The sequence below is a fragment of the Salinicola lusitanus genome (genome assembly GCF_038648475.1).
GTDB classification, from domain to species: domain Bacteria; phylum Pseudomonadota; class Gammaproteobacteria; order Pseudomonadales; family Halomonadaceae; genus Salinicola; species Salinicola lusitanus.
Window position 1 is genome coordinate 2,450,230 of the sequence record NZ_CP151919.1, and the last position, 21,323, is coordinate 2,471,552.

21 protein-coding genes and 1 riboswitch are annotated in these 21,323 nt (G+C 64.9%); of the genes, 9 read left to right on the forward strand and 12 right to left on the reverse strand.

What is annotated here, in order from left to right:
• Nucleotides 1–42 precede the first annotated feature (42 nt).
• From AAGT95_RS11085 to AAGT95_RS11095, 3 genes are all read left to right on the forward strand, one after another.
• Nucleotides 43–360: a glutaredoxin family protein gene (locus tag AAGT95_RS11085; protein WP_342593818.1), complete on the forward strand. Its 318-nt coding sequence runs from the start codon at nt 43–45 to the stop codon at nt 358–360.
• A gap of 84 nt (nt 361–444) precedes the next feature.
• Complete coding sequence (locus tag AAGT95_RS11090) at nt 445–723, forward strand: peptidylprolyl isomerase (protein ID WP_110602898.1); 279 nt, start codon at nt 445–447, stop codon at nt 721–723.
• Between the two features lie 278 nt (nt 724–1,001).
• Nucleotides 1,002–1,190, forward strand: coding sequence for a CsbD family protein (locus AAGT95_RS11095; RefSeq protein WP_110602900.1), 189 nt, complete (start codon nt 1,002–1,004; stop codon nt 1,188–1,190).
• Nucleotides 1,191–1,314: 124 nt separating this feature from the next.
• Here the strand turns inward: AAGT95_RS11095 and AAGT95_RS11100 are convergent, their stop codons facing one another.
• From AAGT95_RS11100 to AAGT95_RS11110, 3 genes are all read right to left on the reverse strand, one after another.
• A complete protein-coding gene (locus AAGT95_RS11100) occupies nt 1,315–2,565 on the reverse strand; it encodes a dicarboxylate/amino acid:cation symporter (RefSeq protein WP_110602902.1) in 1,251 nt (416 codons plus the stop codon).
• Nucleotides 2,566–2,745: 180 nt separating this feature from the next.
• Nucleotides 2,746–4,632 carry a phosphomethylpyrimidine synthase ThiC gene (gene thiC / locus AAGT95_RS11105; RefSeq protein ID WP_342593819.1) on the reverse strand — a complete coding sequence of 629 codons (1,887 nt, stop codon included), beginning with the start codon at nt 4,630–4,632 and terminating at the stop codon, nt 2,746–2,748.
• 91 nt (nt 4,633–4,723) lie between these two features.
• A riboswitch (TPP riboswitch) is annotated at nt 4,724–4,856 on the reverse strand.
• Nucleotides 4,857–4,937: 81 nt separating this feature from the next.
• Nucleotides 4,938–5,828, reverse strand: coding sequence for a LysR family transcriptional regulator (locus AAGT95_RS11110; RefSeq protein WP_342593820.1), 891 nt, complete (start codon nt 5,826–5,828; stop codon nt 4,938–4,940).
• Between the two features lie 175 nt (nt 5,829–6,003).
• On the opposite strand from AAGT95_RS11110, the gene AAGT95_RS11115 reads away from it, so the two are divergent.
• The gene (locus AAGT95_RS11115; RefSeq protein WP_342593821.1) at nt 6,004–7,269 is read left to right on the forward strand and encodes an MFS transporter; all 1,266 of its coding nucleotides are present in this window, start codon (nt 6,004–6,006) and stop codon (nt 7,267–7,269) included.
• 87 nt (nt 7,270–7,356) lie between these two features.
• On the opposite strand, the gene AAGT95_RS11120 is transcribed toward AAGT95_RS11115, so the two are convergent.
• Nucleotides 7,357–7,782, reverse strand: a complete 426-nt coding sequence (locus AAGT95_RS11120) for a VOC family protein (RefSeq protein ID WP_110602910.1) — start codon at nt 7,780–7,782, stop codon at nt 7,357–7,359.
• Nucleotides 7,783–7,916: 134 nt separating this feature from the next.
• On the opposite strand from AAGT95_RS11120, the gene AAGT95_RS11125 reads away from it, so the two are divergent.
• Entirely contained in the window at nt 7,917–8,795 is an 879-nt protein-coding gene (locus tag AAGT95_RS11125) for a LysR family transcriptional regulator (protein ID WP_342593822.1), read from the forward strand.
• A gap of 14 nt (nt 8,796–8,809) precedes the next feature.
• Here AAGT95_RS11125 and AAGT95_RS11130 read toward each other — a convergent pair whose 3' ends face one another.
• Nucleotides 8,810–9,730, reverse strand: coding sequence for a LysR family transcriptional regulator (locus AAGT95_RS11130; protein WP_342593823.1), 921 nt, complete (start codon nt 9,728–9,730; stop codon nt 8,810–8,812).
• Nucleotides 9,731–9,864: 134 nt separating this feature from the next.
• Here AAGT95_RS11130 and AAGT95_RS11135 point away from each other — a divergent pair, with 134 nt between their 5' ends.
• From AAGT95_RS11135 to AAGT95_RS11145, 3 genes are all read left to right on the forward strand, one after another.
• Entirely contained in the window at nt 9,865–10,593 is a 729-nt protein-coding gene (locus AAGT95_RS11135) for an SDR family NAD(P)-dependent oxidoreductase (protein WP_342593824.1), read from the forward strand.
• 10 nt (nt 10,594–10,603) lie between these two features.
• Nucleotides 10,604–11,590 carry an amidohydrolase family protein gene (locus AAGT95_RS11140; protein WP_342593825.1) on the forward strand — a complete coding sequence of 329 codons (987 nt, stop codon included), beginning with the start codon at nt 10,604–10,606 and terminating at the stop codon, nt 11,588–11,590.
• Between the two features lie 103 nt (nt 11,591–11,693).
• Nucleotides 11,694–12,578: a pirin family protein gene (locus AAGT95_RS11145; protein WP_342593826.1), complete on the forward strand. Its 885-nt coding sequence runs from the start codon at nt 11,694–11,696 to the stop codon at nt 12,576–12,578.
• Between the two features lie 21 nt (nt 12,579–12,599).
• Here the strand turns inward: AAGT95_RS11145 and AAGT95_RS11150 are convergent, their stop codons facing one another.
• From AAGT95_RS11150 to AAGT95_RS11165, 4 genes are all read right to left on the reverse strand, one after another.
• Entirely contained in the window at nt 12,600–13,523 is a 924-nt protein-coding gene (locus tag AAGT95_RS11150) for a lipid A biosynthesis acyltransferase (RefSeq protein WP_342593827.1), read from the reverse strand.
• 97 nt (nt 13,524–13,620) lie between these two features.
• Complete coding sequence (locus tag AAGT95_RS11155) at nt 13,621–13,998, reverse strand: DUF4870 family protein (protein WP_110602921.1); 378 nt, start codon at nt 13,996–13,998, stop codon at nt 13,621–13,623.
• A 102-nt stretch (nt 13,999–14,100) separates the two neighbouring features.
• The gene (locus AAGT95_RS11160) at nt 14,101–15,021 is read right to left on the reverse strand and encodes a TatD family hydrolase (RefSeq protein ID WP_342593828.1); all 921 of its coding nucleotides are present in this window, start codon (nt 15,019–15,021) and stop codon (nt 14,101–14,103) included.
• A gap of 1 nt (nt 15,022) precedes the next feature.
• Nucleotides 15,023–15,892, reverse strand: coding sequence for an EboA domain-containing protein (locus AAGT95_RS11165; RefSeq protein ID WP_110602925.1), 870 nt, complete (start codon nt 15,890–15,892; stop codon nt 15,023–15,025).
• A gap of 300 nt (nt 15,893–16,192) precedes the next feature.
• On the opposite strand from AAGT95_RS11165, the gene AAGT95_RS11170 reads away from it, so the two are divergent.
• Nucleotides 16,193–17,629, forward strand: coding sequence for an alkaline phosphatase family protein (locus AAGT95_RS11170; protein ID WP_110602927.1), 1,437 nt, complete (start codon nt 16,193–16,195; stop codon nt 17,627–17,629).
• A 109-nt stretch (nt 17,630–17,738) separates the two neighbouring features.
• Here AAGT95_RS11170 and AAGT95_RS11175 read toward each other — a convergent pair whose 3' ends face one another.
• The 3 genes from AAGT95_RS11175 to AAGT95_RS11185 are packed head-to-tail and all read right to left on the reverse strand — an operon-like array spanning nt 17,739 to nt 21,098.
• Nucleotides 17,739–18,638 (reverse strand): UbiA family prenyltransferase, encoded by a 900-nt coding sequence (locus tag AAGT95_RS11175; RefSeq protein WP_342593829.1) that lies wholly within the window; start codon nt 18,636–18,638, stop codon nt 17,739–17,741.
• Nucleotides 18,635–19,819 (reverse strand): metabolite traffic protein EboE, encoded by a 1,185-nt coding sequence (gene eboE / locus AAGT95_RS11180; protein WP_342593830.1) that lies wholly within the window; start codon nt 19,817–19,819, stop codon nt 18,635–18,637. The genes AAGT95_RS11175 and eboE overlap by 4 nt, the downstream gene beginning before the upstream one ends.
• Nucleotides 19,806–21,098, reverse strand: a complete 1,293-nt coding sequence (locus AAGT95_RS11185; RefSeq protein WP_342593831.1) for a 3-dehydroquinate synthase — start codon at nt 21,096–21,098, stop codon at nt 19,806–19,808. The genes eboE and AAGT95_RS11185 overlap by 14 nt, the downstream gene beginning before the upstream one ends.
• Between the last annotated feature and the right edge of the window lie 225 nt (nt 21,099–21,323).

A 21,323-nucleotide genomic window follows, 5' to 3' on the forward strand; every position in this document is an offset into this window, starting at 1 on the left:
TCAAATCTCATGTATGACCGAATCAGGAGGTGGTTCAAGACCATGTTCTCAACGACCCCCATCGAGCGCTCCGCCGAAGCTCAGGCTGCCGTCGACCGCGCCTGCCGGGACCTGGCGCTCTATCACTTCATGAGCTGCCCGTTCTGCCAGCGCGTTCGCCATCAGATCCAGCGTCTGGCGCTGCCCATCGAGTTGCGCGACATCCAGCGGGATCCGGAGCGCCGCCAGGAGCTCATGGCGGGCGGAGGCCGCACCATGGTGCCGTGCCTGCGCATCGAGCAGGAAAATGGCGAAGTCGAGTGGATGTATGAGTCCGCCGATATCAATCGCTACCTTGCGGATCGGTTCGAGACGCGTTGATCCAGACGGAAAACGGCGGTGACGCCGGGTGGCGTGTTTTCGTAGAATGCCGGTTCCCATTGATCAAGATTCAGGAGTGATGTCATGGCACAGGCCAGCGCCCGCCATATTCTCGTCGACAGCGAACAGCAGTGTCTCGAACTCAAGCAGCAGATCGAAGCCGGCAGCGACTTTGCCGAAGTGGCCCGCCAGCACTCCACCTGCCCCTCCGGTCGTCAGGGTGGTGAACTCGGCACCTTCGGGCGTGGCCAGATGGTCAAGGAGTTCGATGAGGTCGTCTTCAATGGCGCGGTCAACGAAGTCCACGGACCGGTCAAGACCCAGTTTGGCTATCACCTGCTGGAAGTGACCTCGCGCACCTGATCGCTTTCGCCCGGTTTTCCAGCGAGCCGCCTGTTGCCGGGCGGCTCTCGCCGCTCCATGGCGCTCTTTCGTCTCCATTTCCGCGCTCCCGCACCGATCCTCCCGGCATGATCGCCTTTCGCCGCAAGTCCTCTCGGTAAGAACAAATCTTTACCAATCTCCCGTTTCCACTTCCCTGCGACGAACTACTCTGAAGTCACGTTCGCCGTTCCCGATCTCTTCGCATCGAAAACGACGGCGGGCGGATAAGGATATCCACGGATAACGAGGTAGCTCCCATGACGACGCATTCGAAGTCGGACAAGACGGAAGGCAAGGTCGACAAGGCAGCCGGCAAGGTGAAGGAAGCTGCTGGCAAGATGACCAAGGATCGCGAACTCGAAGGTAAGGGCAAAGCCCAGCAGGCCAAAGGGGACGCCAAGTCCGCCAAAGGCAATCTGAAGGACGCCACCAAACCACGCCACTAGTCAACACTGAATCTCGGTACACCGAGTCTATCGGGCGTTGAGTGCCCCGCTAGGACTCTTCACGCAGCGGCCCCGTTGGAAAACGGGGCCGCTGTCGTTTGGAGAGGATGGCAGAGGCTGTCGCTCAGGCCTTGCCCCGCCGGTTGTACACTTCCAGGTCCAGCTCTTTTTCGCTTTTGCCGACCAGGGTCGTGACCATCAGGTCGCCGGCCACGTTGACACTGGTCCGTGCCATGTCGAGGATTCTGTCCACACCCGCGACGACCCCGATCGCCTCCAGCGGCAGGCCGATCTGCGCCAGCACGATCGAGAGCATGATCAATCCGGCCCCGGGCACGCCAGCCGTCCCGATGGAGGCCAGCGTGCCGGTGAGCACGATCATGCCGTAGTCCATCATCGAGAGGTCGGCCCCGACCAGCTGTGCCACGAATAGCGCCGCGACCCCCTGATAGATCGCGGTGCCGTCCATGTTGATGGTCGCGCCTACCGGCAGCACGAAGCTGGAGACGCCTTCCGAAACGCCCAGGTTCTTCTGTGCGCAGCGAATCGAAACCGGCAGGGTGCCGGACGAGGAGGCGGACGAGAACGACACTACCAGGGCGTCGATGATCCCCTGCAGATAGCGCACCGGATTGAGGCGACCGATCAGACTCAGTAGACCGGTGTAGACGACCAGTACGTGAACGAGGCAGGCGAGATAGACCACGCCGATCACCTTGGCCAGTGGCAGCAGCACATCCAGCCCGTACTGTCCGGAGACATTGGCCATCAGGCCGAAGACGCCGAAGGGGGCGAACGCCATGACGATGGCGGTGAGCTTGTACATCGCCTCGGCGAAGCTCTCGAAGACCCGCACGACGGGCTCGCCCTTTTCGCCGATCAGCATCAGCGAGATGCCCAGGCCGATGGCGAAGACGATGATCTGCAGGATGTTGCCCTCGATCATTGCCTGCAGCGGGTTCGACGGCACCAGGCCGACCACGATGTCGACCAGCGAGGGCGCTTCGCCCGCCTGCTGCGGCGCGCTCATCGAGGCATCGGCGCCGGCACCCGGCTGAAAGATCGTTGCCGCAACCAGGCCGATGACGATGGCAAAGGCGGTGGTGACCAGATAGAGCGCTATCGTGCGAGCGCCGACACGCCCCATCTTCTGGGGATCCCTCATGCCGGTGATGCCGACCACCAGTGTCGAGAAGACCAGCGGCACGATCAGCATCTTGATGCCGTTGATGAAGATATCGCCGAGGGGCTTGAACAGGCTGGCCTGTTCGCCCATCACCGCACCGGCAAGAACACCCAGCACCAGGCCGGCGATGATCTTCTGCCACAGGGGAATACGTCGCCACAGATTGGGACGGGAGGATGCTGCTGTCATTCGCGGGCTCCTTGCGCAGGCCAGATTGCCGGGGGCAAAAGCGCGCATTCTACCCATCCCGGAACCCTTTGCGATCCGCCCATTCGAAAATGGGATGACATATAACCGGGTTACGACCAAAGTCGCCCATGGCGTCCGCTACCGCCACGCGCCGAGCGGCCCATGACGGCAGCGGCAGCGTCACACCTCGCGGTAGAGCTCGCCGCCTTCTTGCTTGAACCGCGCCGCCTGCTGCTGCAGGCCGGCCTCTCGCTCGTCTCGGGCGGTAGTGGCGGTATCACCACCAAATCTCTCGCGCACCTCCTGGGTGATCTTCATCGAGCAGAACTTCGGTCCGCACATGGAGCAGAAATGCGCCACCTTGGCCGAGTCCTTGGGCAGGGTCTCGTCATGGAAGGCACGTGCCGTGTCCGGGTCGAGGCCGAGGTTGAACTGATCCTCCCAGCGGAACTCGAAGCGCGCCTTGGAGAGCGCGTTGTCGCGTCGCTGCGCGCCCGGATGCCCCTTGGCCAGGTCGGCGGCGTGGGCGGCGATCTTGTAGGTGATGATGCCGGTCTTGACGTCGTCCTTGTTGGGCAGGCCCAGATGCTCCTTGGGGGTGACGTAGCAGAGCATGGCGCAGCCGTACCAGCCGATCTGGGCCGCGCCGATGCCGGAGGTGATGTGGTCATAGCCCGGGGCGATATCGGTGGTCAGCGGGCCCAGCGTGTAGAACGGCGCCTCGTCGCAGCAGGCGAGCTGCTTGTCCATGTTCTCCTTGATCAGTTGCATCGGCACATGGCCGGGGCCTTCGATCATCACCTGCACGTCGTGCCGCCAGGCGATCCGGGTCAGCTCGCCCAGGGTCTCCAGCTCGGCGAACTGGGCTTCGTCGTTGGCGTCGGCGATCGAGCCGGGGCGCAGGCCGTCACCCAGCGAGAACGAGACGTCGTACGCCTTCATGATCTCGCAGATCTCCTCGAAGTGGGTGTAGAGGAAGCTCTCCTGGTGGTGGGCTAGGCACCATTTGGCCATGATCGATCCGCCGCGGGAGACGATGCCGGTGACGCGCCTGGCTGTCATCGGCACATGGTGCAGGCGCACCCCGGCGTGGATGGTGAAGTAGTCCACCCCCTGTTCGGCCTGTTCGATCAAGGTATCGCGGAAGATCTCCCAGGTCAGATCCTCCGCCACCCCATCGACCTTCTCCAGCGCCTGATAGATCGGCACCGTGCCGATCGGTACCGGCGAGTTGCGGATGATCCATTCGCGGGTCTCGTGGATATTCTGCCCGGTGGAGAGATCCATGATGGTATCGGCCCCCCAGCGGATGCCCCAGGTCATCTTGTCGACCTCTTCCTCGATCGAGGAGGTCACCGCCGAGTTGCCCAGGTTGCCGTTGATCTTCACCAGGAAGTTGCGGCCGATGATCATCGGCTCGCTCTCGGGATGATTGATATTGGCGGGGATGATCGCCCGGCCGCGAGCGACTTCGTCGCGCACGAATTCGGGGGTGATCTCCGCCGGCAGATTGGCGCCAAAAGACTCTCCCGGATGCTGGTGATCCAGCATCGGATCGCCTGATGCGGCACCGCCCGGGCGTCGTCGCTGGTTCTCGCGAATGGCAATGAACTCCATCTCCGGGGTGACGATGCCTTGCCTGGCGTAGTGGAGCTGGGTCACGTTGGCACCGGGTCTGGCACGCCGCGGCGTGCGCTGGAGCTGAAAGCGCAGATTGGCAAGGCGCAGGTCGGCCGCGCGGATCTTTCCGTAATGGGAGGTCGGGCCGGTAAGCGGTTCGGTATCGCCGCGCTCGTCGATCCAGTTGCGTCTGAGTTCGGGCAAGCCACGGCGCAGATCGATCTCGGCGGCGGGATCGGTATAGGGGCCGGAGGTATCGTAGACCGCGAGCGGCTCGTTGGGCTCCAAGCCTTGGCTGGTCTTTGTCGGCGACAGCGCGATCTCTCGCATCGGGACGCGGATGTCCGGGCGCGAACCTTCGACATGGATCTTGGTCGACGCGGGCAGCGGGGCGATGGCGGCGCTGTCGACGCGAGCGGTATCGGAGAGAAACTGAGGTGATTTCATGGTGCTTTGTGCCTCGGGCATGACGTTGAGGTCAGGCCGGCGCACAGCGTAGGCGGGAGGAGCGCGAATCGACGGGATGGCTTCCAGAACGTGAGGCGCTCCGCTTGATCCCTACGCCGGTACTAGCCGGATCAGGTTCGTCGGGATCCGCCGTGGCGCCGGGCCCGGGGAGGCGCGGCGCAGGACGATCTCAGCCGGTTCCACCGGCACCCCGTCAAGCTGGCGATGACTGGCATCGCCATGGCCAGTCTGTGGCGAGGGCCGGGTCGGGTCAAGCGGAGTTTGCGGCCGGATCGTCAGGCGGCTCAAGTCGCTTCGGCATGTCGAACCAGGTCGACGAAATGCCGTGTCTGGGGCGTCTGCTGGTGGCGGAGGTGGGTCAGCCAGACTTCCGAGACGGCATCGTCGTCACTGATGGGGCGGTAGCGCACGTTGTCGATCCGGATGTGTCGAAAGGAGGCCGGCAGGATCGAGACGCCGAGTCCGCCGGCGACCAGGCTGATGATAGTATTGGGGCCGCCGACCTCCTGGACCAGGCGTGGCGTCAGGCCCCGCTTGGCGAACAGGGCGTTGAACTGGTCCAGCAGGCCGGTGCCGGCGGCCGGCGAGAAGTAGATGAACGGATGCAGCGCCAGTTCGTCGAGTGTCAGCGGCGCGGCGCTGCCGCCGAGCGGGCCCTGGTCGTTGACCACCGCTATCAAGGGTTCGCGGATCAGGGTAAAGGCGTCGAGACCCTCCGGCAGCGTGGCCGGACGCATGATGCCGATGTCCAGGTCGCCCTCCAGCAGCGGCTTGATCTGGCGGCGGCTGTTGAGCTCATGCATGCGCAGGTCGACATCCGGGTAGCGCTGGCGATAGTGCATCAGCGTGCGCGGCAGCAGCGAGGTCAGCGGCACCGAGGTGGTGAATCCGATCCTGAGCTGGCCGGTTTCGCCGCGCCCGAGACGGGAGACCAGCCGTGAGGCGCGCTCGGTGCGAGCCAGTATCTCCCGCGCTTCCTCCAGGAACAGAAGACCCGCCGCGGTCAGTTCGACACGCCGATTGGTGCGCGTCAGCAGGCGGGTGTCGAGTTCGGCTTCCAGCGCCCGGATCTGCTGGCTCAGCGGCGGCTGGGAGATGCCCAGCCGGGCGGCGGCGCGGCTGAAATGCAGCTCTTCCGCCACGGCCACGAAGTAGCGCAGATAGCGCAGTTCCATTGAGTCGTAAAACCTCTCAAAAGCATCGAATAATATATTAGAAAGCTTAATCGAGGCGGCGTAACCTACCAAGCGTCACCTTCATGCCATCCGGGCAGGGCCATCGCCCAGCCCCGGCTCTGGCTCTGGCTCTGATATCGAGAGCGAGAGCGAGACCGAGAACGGGAGAATCGGGTTGTCCCGCCACACACCATCCGAGATCCACGACGCGACACGGGCGGCGAATCGCCAGTTGGAGCGCGAGATGGATGCCGTCGAGAATGCTTTCATCGAGCGCGGCCGGGCCGGTTACCGGCCCACCATGCTGGCGCTTTTCCTCGGCGCCTTTTCCACCTTCGTGCTGCTCTACTGCGTGCAGCCGATCATGCCGATCCTCTCCGACGCCTTCGGTATCGACGCCGCCACCAGCAGTCTATCGCTCTCGGTGGCCACCGGCATGCTGGCGATCGGGCTGCTGGTCACCGGGCCGATCTCCGATGCGGTGGGGCGCAAGCCGATCATGACGATCGCACTGTTGTCGGCATCCGCCTGCACGCTGCTGGCGGCGGTGATGCCGAACTGGACGGGGATGCTGATCATGCGCGCGCTGGCGGGGCTGTCCTTGTCGGGGCTCTGCGCGGTGGCGATGACCTATCTCAACGAGGAGATCCATCCGCGCTACGTCGGCCTGTCGATGGGGCTCTACATCAGCGGCAACTCGATCGGCGGCATGAGCGGACGCCTGATCAGCGGGGTGATGGTGGATTGGGTGCCGTGGCGCTGGACGCTCGGCATCATCGGTGTCGTGGCGCTGATCGCAGCGATCCTGTTCATGCGCTGGCTGCCGCCGTCGCGCCACTTCACGCCGCGTCCGCTCAACTGGCGCAGCGTCTTCTCCGGCTTCAGCGTCCATTTCAGGGATCGGGGGCTGCCCTGGCTCTTTGCCGAAGCTTTCCTGCTGATGGGCGGTTTCGTCACCCTCTACAACTACATCGCCTACCGGCTGCTGGCGGAACCCTATCAGGTCAGTCAGGCGCTGGTGGGGCTACTCTCCATCGCCTATCTCTCGGGTACCTACAGCTCGGCCTGGGCGGGGTCACTGGCCGACCGCCTGGGGCGTCAGCGGATCTTCTGGCTATTCATCGTGATGATGCTGGCGGGGTTGGCGATCACGCTGCTCGAACCGATCAGCCTGATCCTGATCGGCATCCTGATCTTCACCTTCGGTTTCTTCGCCGCCCACTCGCTGGCCAGCGGCTGGGTCGGTCAGCGCGCCAGCCAGGCCAAGGGGCAGGCGTCGTCGCTCTATCTGTTCAGCTACTACCTGGGCTCCAGCGTCGCCGGAACGCTGGGCGGCGCCTTCTGGTTCTGGGGCGGCTGGAACGGGGTGTCGCTGTTCATCGCGGTATTGCTGCTGGTCGCGCTGGCCATTGGTGCGCTACATCTCCGGCGGCTCGCTTAGCGGATCGTTATCGCCATCGACACAAAAAAGCCGCCGATCGAAATCGGCGGCAATCACAAGACGTCGAGGGACGCGAGAGAAACGGTACTACTTGGCGAACAGCTGACCCATATCCTTGAACGCCTTGAACTCCAGCGCATTACCGCACGGATCGAGCAGGAACATGGTGGCCTGTTCGCCGGGCTGACCCTTGAAGCGCACGTAGGGCTCGATCACGAACTGGGTGCCGAAGCCCTTCAGGCGCTCTGCCAGGGCTTCCCACTCGCTCCAGCCCAAGATGATGCCGAAGTGGGGCACCGGCACGTCATGGCCGTCGACCGGGTTGGTGTGCGCGGACTCCTGGGACGGCGTCGGCGGATGCTCGTGAATCACCAGCTGATGGCCATAGAAGTCGAAATCGACCCACTGCTCGCTGGAGCGGCCTTCGCTCAGACCGAAGGTCTCGCCGTAGAACTGGCGTGCGGCAGGCAGGTCGTGAACCGGAATGGCGAGGTGGAAGGGGGACAGTGCCATGGGCGTTCTCCTGAAGGTCGTTGGCCTGGGGGGCATTGATGTCGAGTCATTCTGAACGCGATTAAATTTGATGGAAAGCGCATAATATTGCTGTCTGATATCAAATTGTTTGTATTCTGGTGGCCGTCGATCCCATGCTCAGAGAGCTCAAGACCTTTCTCGCCGTGGTTCGCCACGGGACCTTCTCCGCCGCCGGTGGGGCGGTGGGGCTGACCCAGTCCGCCGTCAGCACCCAGATTCGAAATCTCGAGGCCGACCTCGGCGAGCCGCTGTTCGAGCGGACCGGGCGCGCCGTCAGGCTCAACGCTGCCGGACGCCGACTGCTGCCCCGGGCCGAGGAGATGCTGGCCCTGGCCGATCGTATTCGCAATGCCGATAGCGGCGACCTGGCCGGCGAATGGCACCTCGGCGCCATCGCCAGCGTCCAGAGCGGGCTGCTGCCCGACGTGCTGCGAACGTTGGGGGTCTCGGCACCCGGGGTCATGACCCGGATCGTGCCAGGGGTGTCGCTGACGCTGCTCGATCAGGTCGACAAGGGTGATCTGGACATGGCGATGATCGTCCAGCCCCCCTTTGCGCTACCCGGCGATCTCCATGCTCGCGTGATCGCACGCGAGCCCTTCGTGATGATAGCGCCGGCCGATAGCGATGGTGAGAGCGTCGAAGCACTGCTCGAGACCCATCCGCTGGTGCTCTACGACCGGGGCTCCTTCGGCGGACGTCAGGTGGTCCGCTTCCTCGAGCGGCGGCGACTGCGTCCGGCGATTCGGCTGGAACTCGATGAGATCGACGCGATTGCCAGAATGGTCGAATTCGGTCTGGGCGTGGCGCTGATTCCGCTGACCGGGCTGTGGCGACATCGGCAACCGCCGCCGGTAAGGATCGTGGCGCTGGGGGAACAGACGTTTTACCGCGAGCTGGTAATGGTCTCGCGCCTTTCACCGACGCAGTCGCCGCTGGTGGCGGTGATCGAGGCAGCATTGACGACCGCCGGCCTCGAGGAGATCGGGTGATCGACGCCGGAAGCTCAAGTCTCCCGATAGGCCGCGCGACAGGTCGATATCACCAGTTCCCGGAACCAGCGATGAGCCGGGTCGGCACCCAGCCGCGGATGCCACAGCGCCGAGATCGTGAACGGATCGATCGGCGCGGGGAGCTCGAACATCACCAGGGGCTTGGGATCTTCATGCCGTCGCACCGGCATCAGGCAGGAGTGCGGTACCAGCGTGATCCGATCGGTGTGGCGAGCGATCCGCAGGGCATCCGAGAAGCCCGGCACGATGACGCCGAATTCCCGGTCGAGGCTGAGTGCGCTCAACGCCTGTTCCATTGGTCCGGTGAATTCGCCGCTGGGAGACGCCATCACGTGCCGGCACGCGGCGAGGCGTTGCGGCGTGATGGCGTCATCGAGCAACGCATGCCCCTGGCCCGCGACGCCGACGAAGCGGTCCTGAAATAGCCCCCGCGTCAGCAGCTCCGGCGCGGTGGTCTCGATGACCCCGACCTCGAGGTCGAGCTGACCGTCACGCAGGGGCTCTATCGCTTTGGTCGGCTTGGGCACGAAGCGCAGGCACACCCGCGGCGCGGCTTCCGCAATGGCATTCACCAGCGGCACCGAAAAGCGTTCGACGAACGACGCGTTGGTGCGCAGGGTGAACGTCCGCTCCAGCGTCGAGAGATCGAGGTCGTGTGGGCGTGGACGCAGGATCGAGCGCGACTCCCGCGCCAGTTCATGAACGCGATCGCGTAGCGAGGAGGCGTGGGGGGTAGGTACCAGCCCGCGTCCCGCCCGCACCAGCAGCGGATCTCCCGTCGCCTCGCGCAGACGCTTGAGCGTACGGCTCATCGCCGACGCGCTGAGGTTCAAGCGCTTCGCGGCCGCTGTCACGCTGCCCTCTTCCAGCAGCACGTCCAGCGCGATGAGAAGGTTCAGATCGATGTCGTTCATCGACTCACGGTAACCGAGAACCTGCTTCTGGACTAGCGTTTGATGCAATGATCATGTGCATGTCATGCGTCTGGTGCATTGTCACGCCGACCGCCATCCTTGAGATGAACCCAACATCCATGAGGTCACTTCCCATGACGACAGTTGCCAATCGCCTGACCGCCCTGATCGTGGGCGCCTCGCGGGGTCTGGGCCACGCCATCGCCGCGGAGCTGCTGACGCGAGGCGCGACACCGGAAACCGAGTGGGACGTCATCGGAACGGTTCGCGCCGGTGCCGAGCAGACGCCGTTGCACACCCTGGCGGACGACAACCCCGGCCGGGTCGAGATCGAGACCCTCGACGTCACGGATCCGGATCAGATCGACGCGCTGCACCAACGCCTGGCGGGGCGGTCGATCGATCTGCTGTTCGTCAATGCCGGGACCACCAACCGGGACCCCGATCAGGCCATCGGCACCATCTCCACCGAAGCGTTCACCCGGATCATGATCACCAACGCGCTCAGTCCGATGCGCGTGATCGAGAAGTTCGAGCCTCTGGTGCCGACGTCGGGACTGATCGGCGTGATGTCTTCCGGGCAGGGCAGCATCGCCAACAACGAGAACGGCATGCGCGAGCTCTACCGCGGCAGCAAGGCCGCGCTCAACATGTTCATGCGCAGCTTCGCGGCGCGTCACGCCGCTATCGGGCGGGCAGTACTGGTGATGGCGCCGGGCTGGATTCGTACCGACCTGGGAGGAGATGACGCGCCCTATACGATGGCAGAGACGGTGCCGGCGATCGTCGATGTCCTGCTGGAGAAGAGAGGCCGGCCGGGCATCGAGTATCTCGACCGCTTCGGCAAGATCGTGCCGTGGTGAGGCTGTCGCCATGCACCTGATCGGGATCGAAGAGCATTTCCTGACGCCGGAGATCGATCGCGCCTGGCGCTCGCTGGGGCTGGAACAGACGGACCCGAGCGTGGCGCTGCATGCCGGGACCTGGCACGGACGGCTGATGAATCTGGCCGACGAGCGTCTGGCGCTGATGGATGAAACGGGGCTGGACGTGCAGGTCCTCTCGCTGACCACGCCGGCACTGCACGACCTGGGTGTGGAGAGTGTCGATATCGCCAAGCGCACCAATGACACCCTGGCGGCGGCGGTCGCCCGGTATCCGCAGCGCTTTCAGGCGCTGGCGACGCTGCCCGTCTCGCAGCCCGAGGCGGCGGCGCTGGAGCTCGAGCGCTGCATCGACGAGCTCGGCTTCAAGGGCACGATGCTGTGTGGACGGGTCGGTTCGCGACACCTGGACGATCCCGCCCTGATGCCCATCCTCGCCCAGGCGGAAAGTCTGGGCGTGCCGGTGCTGCTGCACCCGCGCGTGCCGCCGCCGGCGGTGAGACAAGCCTACTATGGTGGGATATCGCCGGCGCTCGATGCGGCTTTGGCGACCTACGGCCTCGGGTGGCATTATGACGCCGGTCTCCAGTTTCTGCGGCTGGTGCTGGCGGGCACGTTCGACCGTTTGCCGCGACTGCAGGTGATTCTGGGCCACTGGGGCGAGATGGTGCTGTTCTATATCGAGCGATTCGCCGCCATGGAGCGTGTGGCGTCGCTCTCCCGACCCATTGCCGACTACTGTCGCGCCAATCTCTACGTCACCGCCAGCGGCATGTTCCTGCCGCACTATCTGGCCCGGGCGGCGGCGGTGGTCGGTCATGAACGACTGCTGTTCTCCACGGACTTTCCCTATCAATATCGCGCGGGCGGCGATGCGCGGGCTTTCCTCGAGCGGTGCGGCCTGGCGGGGCGTGCCAAGGCGGCCTTCGCCCATGGCAACTGGCAACGTCTCACCCGGGGAGCGGGCGTGTCCTGAGCCCGCTCCCGACGATTGCGTGAAACGAACGCGGGGAAAGAATTCGCTGATCATCGGGCGCCGGTACCCCTAAGCTGTGGGTACTGATACCGAGGAGTCGTCCATGTCCGTGCCTGACCCTGTCTCCACCGCCAGACCCCGCCGTATCGTCGCCCAGCACCCGGCCATCCGCGACGATATCGGCGATCTGACGACTCGGCGCCCACTGCCGGGGCCGCGCCTGTCGCAGCTCGATCCCTTCCTGTTTCTCAATCATCACGGCCCGCAGGTCTATCCGCCCAATAACCATGGCTTGCCGTTCGGTCCACATCCGCACCGTGGCTTCGAGACGGTGACCTTCATCCTCGAAGGCTCGCTGGCCCACGCCGACAGCGCGGACCATCAGAGCGTGATCCACGCCGGCGGCGTGCAGTGGATGACCGCCGGCAGCGGTATCGTCCACGCCGAGATCTCCCCGCCCGAGTTCCTGCGTGACGGTGGGCCGCTGGAGATTCTGCAGCTGTGGATCAACCTGCCGGCTCGGCTGAAGATGAGCGAGCCGCGTTATATCGGGCTGCAGCAAGCGTCGATTCCGGCGATTGCCCTGGCCGGTGGCGGTGAGCTGAACCTGATAGCGGGTGAGTTCGAGGGCCAACGCGGGCCTGTCGAGAGCCTGACCGATGTGTTCATGTCGACGCTGACGCTAACGGCAGGCGCTTCCCCTACGCTGCCGGCCCCGGCCGGGCGACAGGTCTTTCTCTACCTGATCGATGGCGAGGTCAGCGTCGGCGGCGACGACGTCAAAGCGCAGCACCTGATCGAACTGGAGAGGCAGGGTGATCGTGTCGAGTTGACCGCAACCACCGGGGCGCGGCTGATCTTCGGCCATGCGCCAGTGATCGATGAGCCGGTGGTCTCCCATGGCCCGTTCGTGATGAACACCCGGGAGGAGATCGTCGCGGCCATCGACGATTACCAGGCCGGGCACTTCGGCGGACTGGCTCAGTAGCGCAGTGGCTCGCGCCGACGCTCAGCGTTTGCTGTAGAGCCTGTGCTTCCGATAGCCGGGCACGAGCTGTTGCTCCTGCTCGGTTTTCTTCCAGCGTTTGTACTCCCACTGGTACTGCACCGGATCGAGCGCGATCGCTGACTCGACGCAGGCGTTGACGCCGAGCGCCGATACCTTTTCATCCGTGTCATAGACGCGGTCATCGGCGGCCAGAAAGTGGATCGCGAAGCCGCGGCCCTCGGGCAGGCGCCTGGCGACACCGGTGACGACGCGAGCCTGGGTCCGCGCCACCAGCTTCGGCAGCAGTGTGGCGGTGTAGGCGGGGCGGCCAAAGAAATCGGCGAATACGCCACTGCCCCAGTCGGGCTCCTGATCGGGCAGGATCCCGACGGCTTCGGCGCGCTTCAGTGCCTTGAGCAGGGCGGCGACGCCGCGCGGGTTGGTCGGTACCAGCTCGGCCCCCATTCGCTCGCGGCCGTGACGGATGACCGGATCGAGGTCGGCCATCTTGGGCGGCTCGTACATCGCGGTGAACGGGAAGTGGCTCGACAGCCAGAAATTGAGCACCTCCCAATTGCCGAAGTGGGGCGCCAGCACGATCACGCCGCGACCTTCGGCGCGAGCCTCGTCCAGCAGCTCGCGACCGTGGACCTCGACGATCGAGGCGTCGACGCGTCTGGGATCGGCGATCCAGGCGAACCCGAGCTCCAGCATGGTCGCCGCGGAGTGACGCAGGCTGGCCTGGATCCGGCTGCGACGCTGCTCGCCACTGTCGTCAGGATAGGCGACTTCCAGATTGCGTCGGCTGACGTGGCGTTCCCGCCGGGAAACGGCATACAGCACGCGGCTGGCGACACCCGCGAGCGACCACATCGTCTTAAGCCGGCAGTGTGACAGCAGACGCCAGAGCAGGTGGATGGCGCGAGCTTGAAGACCTTCGATCATTCGTCTCTCTTTCTCTCGGTGCACGTCATTGCCGGATCTCTCGGTTCGGCGTCCCGGCACGGTGGGCGGCGGCATGAACGGGAGCTGACTTTCGGCATCACCACAGCCAGCTATCGACCTTGTCCGGCGCGCGGCGTTCCTGCAACGCCTTGAAGCCGATGACGCAGCGAACGATCAGCCACACCGCCTGCAGCGCCATCAACACGAAACCGATCAGCACGAAGGCGAGTACCCAACTGATACAGGCGTAGAGCAGCCCGATCCAGAAAGTACGAATATGGTAGCGGTAGTGCTCGTCCAGCCAGCGCGGGCCATTGCCGCGGTAGACATAGGCGATGATCACGCCGATCACCGGGGTGATGCCGGTCACGAAGACGCCCAGCAGCAGGGCGTAGACGATCATGGCGAGGGTGGTGTCGGGACGCCTGGCATCGGTGTCCGATTCGGTGACAGGATTGTCGATCGGTGAAACCATGAAGTTCCTCTCGGCGGCGCATCGGTGGTTGACCGCATTTTGCCGTCGAGAGGCTCCGGGTGCCAGCCTGAACGGAGGCGCCGCAGCAGAGGGACGTTCGCGCTATTCGATCAGCAGCCGGTCGCGGCGGCGATCAGCCGCTGCCTCCACCCGCGGATCGCGGCCGCCTCGCAGGATCGAGTTGCCCTCGAATAGCGTGCGCTGGTCGATGGGCGCGGGATCGAGCCAATCGGCGGCGTGCATCTGGCCGCTCTTGCCGTAGACGGCGAGGGCGTTGTCGTAGGTGACCTGGCGTACCACGCTCTCGGCAATGCCGGATTCGAGCGCCAGCCGCGCCGTCTTGGGGACGCCGAGACAGTCCGAGATTCCCCAGTCGCAGGCGCTGTCGACGATGATCCGGTTGCCGCCATACTGTTTGAGCAGCTCGACCATTCGCGCGTTGCCCATCTTGGTCGACGGGTAGATCGAGAAACCGGCCCAGTAACCGCGATCGAGCGTCTCACGCACGGTCTCCTCGTTGTTGTGATCGATGACCACCCACGACGGATCGAGCCCCATCTCCTCGCAGACGTCCATCGAGCGCGAGGTGCCGCGTTTCTTGTCGCGGTGCGGCGTGTGCACCATCACTGGCAGTTCGAGCTGCTTGGCCAGTGCCAGTTGGGCACGAAAGTACTTGTCCTCGAGTGGGGTCTGCTCGTCATAGCCGATCTCGCCGATGGCGACGACGCCCTCCTTGAGGGCGAACCGTGGCAGCCACTCCATCACACCCTCCGCCAGCGCCTCGTTGTTGGCCTCCTTCGAGTTGAGGCCGATGGTGCAGTAGTGACGGATACCGAACTGGCCGGCACGGAAGCGCTCCCAACCCACCAGGGAGGAGAGGTAGTCGACGTAGGTACCGACGAAGGTCCGGGGCTGGCCGACCCAGAACGCCGGTTCGACCAGGGCCACGATGCCGGCGGCGGCCATGGCCTCGTAGTCGTCGGTGGTGCGAGACACCATGTGGGCATGGGGATCGATGAACATCTCAGGCGGCCTCTTTTTTCAGGGTGAGGTGGTTCCAGTCGAGACGTCCGTCCGCGACCAGTGCGGTGATCTCCGGCACCGTCTGAAGCAGGTCCCGGGCGTAGGGGGTGTCGGCCGCGAGCAGTGCCAGTACCGCTGCACCACGCTCCTCCGGCGTCCCCGCCAGGGCCCGTTGCAGGGCATCGTAGGCCGCAACGCGTTCGGCGAAGGGCCCGACACAGCGCCACAGTTCAGGGCTCACCTCGCGCCCGGCCGCCCATCGTTCCCGGGCGTAGTCGAGCAGGATCGCGGCCAGCTCCGCGTTGACCCGCGAGTCCAGGCCGACGATGGGGGAGAGTCGGCTACCGACGAACAGCGCCTTGAGCACCATGTGGTTCCAGCGATGCTGATCGAAGTGGTCGCGCGGATAGGGGTTGCCGTGCACGATGGATTCGAACACCGCACGCATGTTGGAGCGCAGCCCCTCGCCTACGGCGTCCGTCAACGACTCGGGGCGGGGGTAGAGAGCCAGTCCTCGATAGAGCGTGATCAACTCGCGGGCATCGGCGGTCCGGACCAGATCCCGGAACGTATCCGAGAACGGGCGGTTGCCCTCGAAGGCGAGCAGGGCAGCGATGCGGGCCGCTCCATCGAGGCTCCAGCCCTCGGGATTCCAGCCCGGATAAGCCTGGTTCGCCATCGCCAGGTCCTGTGGAGTGAGCCTCAGGTCCTGCTTGCCGAGTCGTCGCGGCACCAGGCCGAGAAACAGATGGAGATCCTTCTCGTTGCCGCTCTGGCCCAGCGAGGCGTACTGCCCGACGAGCCAACGGGCTTGATCCGGGGCCTGACGGCAGGTCCAGTCGCGCAGCAGCGTCAAAGGTGTAACGGACATGTAAATTTCCGGGCCAGTGATTTCAGAAGCCACTTTATCGGGTCGCCAAAAGAATCCCCAAGCTCAATTAACTGGCCAGTCGAGGGGGCAGGATCCAATGCTGAAACGGACTTATCGAATGACTTTTTTGCCCCGATAGCGGGCCGGTACCTTCACTTTTCTAGTGATAATTTCTCAAAATCGGGCGTTGGTCGTCGCGCCGATTGTCTGTCCTTTTCCCAACTGATATGCAGTCTTTACAGATCGTTGCGATGAGGTCGTGACGATGGAATCTCACGCTCGAATCGGCAGGTCGGCGCCATGCACAACACCTTGGTAATTCTCGTGGTCGGGCTGACGCCCCAACTGGTCGGTGAGCATACACCGGCTCTGAAACGGCTCGCGGAGCGCGGTGGTTTGCGACCATTGAATACCGTGACCCCGGCGGTGACCTGCAGCGTTCAGGCCACATTGATGACAGGCTTGCCGCCAGGTCGGCACGGTGCCGTGGCCAACGGCTGGTATTTCCGGGATCTTTCCGAGGTCTGGTTCTGGCGTCAGTCCAATCGCCTGGTGGCGGGCGAGAAGATCTGGGAAGCCGGGAAACGACAGAATCCCGACTTTACCTGCGCCAAGATGTTCTGGTGGTACAACATGTATTCGACGGCGGACTGGAGTGCCACGCCTCGGCCGATGTATCCCGCCGACGGTCGCAAGCTGCCGGACCACTATACCTACCCGCCGGAGCTGCACGACGAGCTCGATGCCAAGCTGGGAACGTTCCCGCTGTTCACCTTCTGGGGCCCCATGGCGGACATCTCGTCGAGTCGCTGGATCAGCGACGCGACGCGCCATGTCATGGAGACCCGCAATCCCACGCTGACCCTGACCTATCTGCCGCACCTGGACTACAACCTCCAGCGCCTGGGACCGGACCTGTCGCATCCCGAGTTGCAACGTGATCTCCGGGACGTCGACGCCCTGTGCGGCGAGTTGATCGACGCCGCCGATCGGGAAGGCCGAAGGGTCATCGTGGTGTCCGAGTACGGGATCACGCCAGTGCGCGAAGCCGTTCATATCAATCGCGCGTTGCGCGAGGCCGGTCTGGTCTCGGTCCGCCGAGAACGGGATCAGGAGCAGCTCGATCCCGGCGCGTCGCGCGCCTTCGCGGTGGCCGATCATCAGGTGGCGCACATCTACGTCAGCGATCCGGCAGAGGTGCCGACGGTCAAGGCGCTGCTCGAAGGTCTGGATGGCGTGGAGGCCGTCTGGGGCGAGGCCGAGAAGCGGGAGAACGGTCTGGACCATCCCAACTCCGGCGCGCTGGTGGCGATCGCCCAGCCGGATCGCTGGTTCAGCTACTACTACTGGCTGGATGATACCCGGGCGCCGGACTACGCCCGCACCGTCGACATTCATCGCAAGCCGGGATACGACCCGGTGGAACTGTTCTTCGACCCGGCCCTGAAGTCACCCAGGCTCTCGGCGGGGTGGCGACTCGCCAAGCGGCGGCTGGGCATGCGCCAACTGCTGGATGTCATCTCGCTCAAGGACACCGCGCTGGTCAAGGGCGCCCACGGACGGCTGACCGACGATCCCGACCAGGGCCCACTGGTGATCTCGTCCGAACCGGACCTGCTATCCGCAGGGCCGGTCGAGGCGCAGGCGTTCAAGGCACTGGTGTTGGCCCACGTGTTCGAAGGCGAGGAGGGCGATATGGCCAGCCGCGAGACCGCCGTCGACGATGCCAGCGTCTGAGGCAGGGTAAAAAGGCCGGGCCCGCCTCACCATGAGGCGGGCCCGGCCTTGCGCGTCAAGCGAGGCGGAAAGCGATAACGTCGGCGTTCGCCACCGGGTGGCCGGTGCTTCAGGTCCCGGACGTCACCCGTTGCAGTACCAGCGTCGCGGCGAAGGCCAGAACGCCCAGCAAGGCCATTCCGCTGGCGCCCATGGCCGCCATCAGCGTGGCGTCGTAGAGCGAAATGGCGGCGATCAGGCCCACGACGGCGCGTGGTACGTCTCCCGCCGCGCGACGGGATAGCCACAGCAGGCAGCGCGCGCCCCAGATCAGATAGCCGAGCCACAGAATCAACGCCAGCAGCGACGGTTCGGGGCCGGTCAGCATGGCGGCCAGCATCAGCGCCACCGGTACCGACAGTACCACCAACGGCCAGGCGGCGCCCAGCCGGTTGGTCGCTTCCTGGCGGGCGGCGTAGGTCAGGCCAATGACGTGACAGGCCAGGCCGACGGCAGCCCAGATCACCGCCGTATCGAGGGTGTCGGCAACCATCAGCGCGGCGGTGAGGTAGGTCAACAGCCGGCACGCCCCCATCAGCAGCGGGCTCCAGCCGATCCGCTTGTGCCACCAGTCATAGCCCAGGATCGCGGCAACCAGCGCCAGGCCGGTCATGCCGGCTGGCGGATGGCTCAGAAGCAGCAGCCCGCTTCCCAGTGTCAGCATCGCTGCGCCCAGCAGCGTGACGGTCAGGCGGCCGACGTCTCCCCGGGGAATGGGCCGATCGGCACGTTCGCGGGCATCGATCTCGGCATCGCAGGCGTCGTTGAGGTACATGCCGCCGAGATAGAAAAGCGTCAGTGCCAGCAGCGACGTCCAGAGCCCGGCGGTATGCCACAGCGCGGCGCCACTGGCGCCCGCCAGGGCGCTGCCGGCCAGCACGTTGCTCCAGACCGTGGGCAGGTTGGAAACGCGCCCCAGCTCCAGCCAGATCCTGGCGCTCCGCTTCCTGGCTGGCCCCGCCGTGGTCACGCCAGCTGTCGTTCGACCCAGGTCAGCTCGCGGGATATGGCCGCTTCCACGCTCTCCGTGCGCAGGTTCTCCGGTAATACCTGCCATGTGTAGGTCTCCACTTCCAGGTGCTGAGAGATCGGTCGCTGGCGATGCAGGGCGAGAATGTCGACCAGGAACGACTGGGTGGTCTCGAAGGGCGCAATGGCGTCCACGAAGATCGGCACATGAAAGTGCACGCGCCACTCTTCACCATCGGCTCTGGCGTCGTCGGCCAGTGCCTCGGGCAGGTCCGCGTATCGCACCAGTCCCTCTGCGGTGGAGACCACGACCTGATGCAGGTAGGTGCGCTCGCAGAACGGCGCCAGGGCATCGCGCTTCGCCGCGTCGATCCGTGGAACGCGTAGCGCGGCACTCAACTGCAGCTTGTGGATCGGGACGCCGGCGGCGCGCAGTGCCTCGATGCTGGCGGCCGGATCCTCGAACTCGACGGCGGCGTGGCAGACGTCGTAGCAGACGCCGAGATGGCGCGGCAGCGCCTCTCTCGATGCCTCGGGGGAGAGTCCGGTCAGCTCGCTCAAGCGTGCCACGGCGGCATCGGAGTAGAGATAATCGCGGAAGAACGCGATGGTTTCGTCGATGGTCTCGAGGAAACAGTGCGGCTCGGGCTCCAGCGCGATGGCGATGGTGACCTGGGTCTGCCGGGCGAGCTTGACGCAGTGGGCCGCCGCCTTGAGCAGGTTTTCCGCCATCGCCGGCGCGGCCCCCTCGGCCAAGGGCTTGTAGGTGCCGGGGACGGTGCTAAGGCTCAGGGTGTCGCCGGCGACGCCAAGCTCCACCATCAGGTCGGCAAGCCAGCAGGTGTAGTCGAGGCGGGCGCGCTGCTTCCAGTCGGGCTGGTAGACGGCCTGCTTGACCGGGATGCCGTGGAAAGGGCCGAACGGAAACCCGTTCATGGTCACCACGCGATAGTTTTCCCGCGCGAGGATCTCCTTGAGCTCGGCCCGCGCCTCGGGGGCGCGGAGTTCCTCCAACGCCTGGGCAGACAGGCGCAGACCCACGCCGAAGGGCGCCTCGGGGCAGACGTTCTGGCGTACGCGCTTGACCGGCCCGAGCAGCGCCTCGCGCACCGCCTCCCAGGACTGAGTCGGGTGAATATTGAGACAGTAGGTCAGTTGGCCCAGATCATCATGCAGCTGCATCACGGTTTGCCTCTTCGCGCAGCCAGTCGATCGCGGCTGTCATGGTGGTTTCATCGATCTCGTGGACATCGTGTCCACGGCCCAGCGCAGCCAGCAGCGTGATCGTCAGCTCACCGCCGAGATGTTGCTGAAACTCCTTGAGTCCCGACATGACGGCCAGATCGCCGTCATCGCCGAGCTCCATCAACTGGCTATGGAAGACCGGCAGCCCCAGCCGCTTCAGCAGCCACACGATGCGCCACTCGGCGCCAGCGGGGAGCAGGCCCGTGAGCACGGAGTATCGCGCGTCCAGGGCGATGCCGATGGCGACGGCCTCACCGTGGCCGATGCCGTGATGGGTCAATGCCTCGAGCTTGTGTGCCGCCCAGTGGCCGTAATCCAGCGGCCGCGACGAACCCTGTTCGAACGGATCGCCGCCGCGGCCGATCTGCTGCATGTGCAGTTCGGCGCTGCGTCGGATCATCACCTCCTCGGTACGCGGATCGAACTCGGCCAGCGAGTCGGCGTTGGCTTCCAGCCAGTTGAAGAACTCGCCGTCACGGATCAGCGCCACCTTGATCGCTTCGGAGATGCCGGCCAGCCGGTCGCGCCGCGAGAGCGTGCTCAGGAAGTCGAAGTCGTTGAGCACCGCCCAGGGCGGGGCGAAGGTGCCGATGAAGTTCTTGTAGCCCTTGAAGTTGACTGCATTCTTGACCCCGACCCCGCTGTCGTTCTGCGACAGCACGGTGGTGGGCAGCCTGATCAGGCGGACGCCGCGGTGACCCATGGCCGCGGCAAGCCCGAGGGCGTCCAGGACCGCGCCGCCACCGATGACGATCAGGTAGGCGTGGCGATCGACACCGTAGCGCCGGATGCCCTCCAGTACGTCGTCGATGGTGTCCAGATTGGCCTTCACGGACTCGCCGCCCGGCACGGTGATCGGCGCCGCCAGCAGTGTCAGCCGGTTCGCATGGGCGGTGAAGTAGGCCTCGATACGACGGTTCAGATCCGGCCAGGTCGCCGCCACACCGCTATCGACATAGACCAGGCAGCGATGGGGCTTGCAGGGCTCGCGGCGCGAGATGACATCGGCCAGCAGGGCGTTGTCGAGGGAGAAGATCTCCCGAGTGAAGGCCACGGGATAGTCGTAGGCGACGGCAAAGCGTTGCCAGTGAATGTCCGACGATGCTGCGTGCCGGTTGGCCTCGAGAGGTTGCACGGGCGGCCAGTGCGGCGTGCGGGGCGGCGAGTCGAGGGCGAAGTCGCCATCGATCGAAAACGATAATGCGGGCCGGTTCATGGGTTATCGCCTGCGTAAGGGTCCAAAAATGAAAAAGCGGACCACTTCATCATGAGCGGTCGCGCTTGGCCTCTGGTTCGGGTTGCACCGGATTAGCTTCGGGCTTGGACGGGGCGGGCGACAAGAATGGTTCTTCTGCTACGAAGGTTTAGGGCCGGTTCACAAAATACGCCGCGAACCGCGTCGCGACGTGGGGTGGGTTCAGGCCAGGCGCGGGATCCCGGT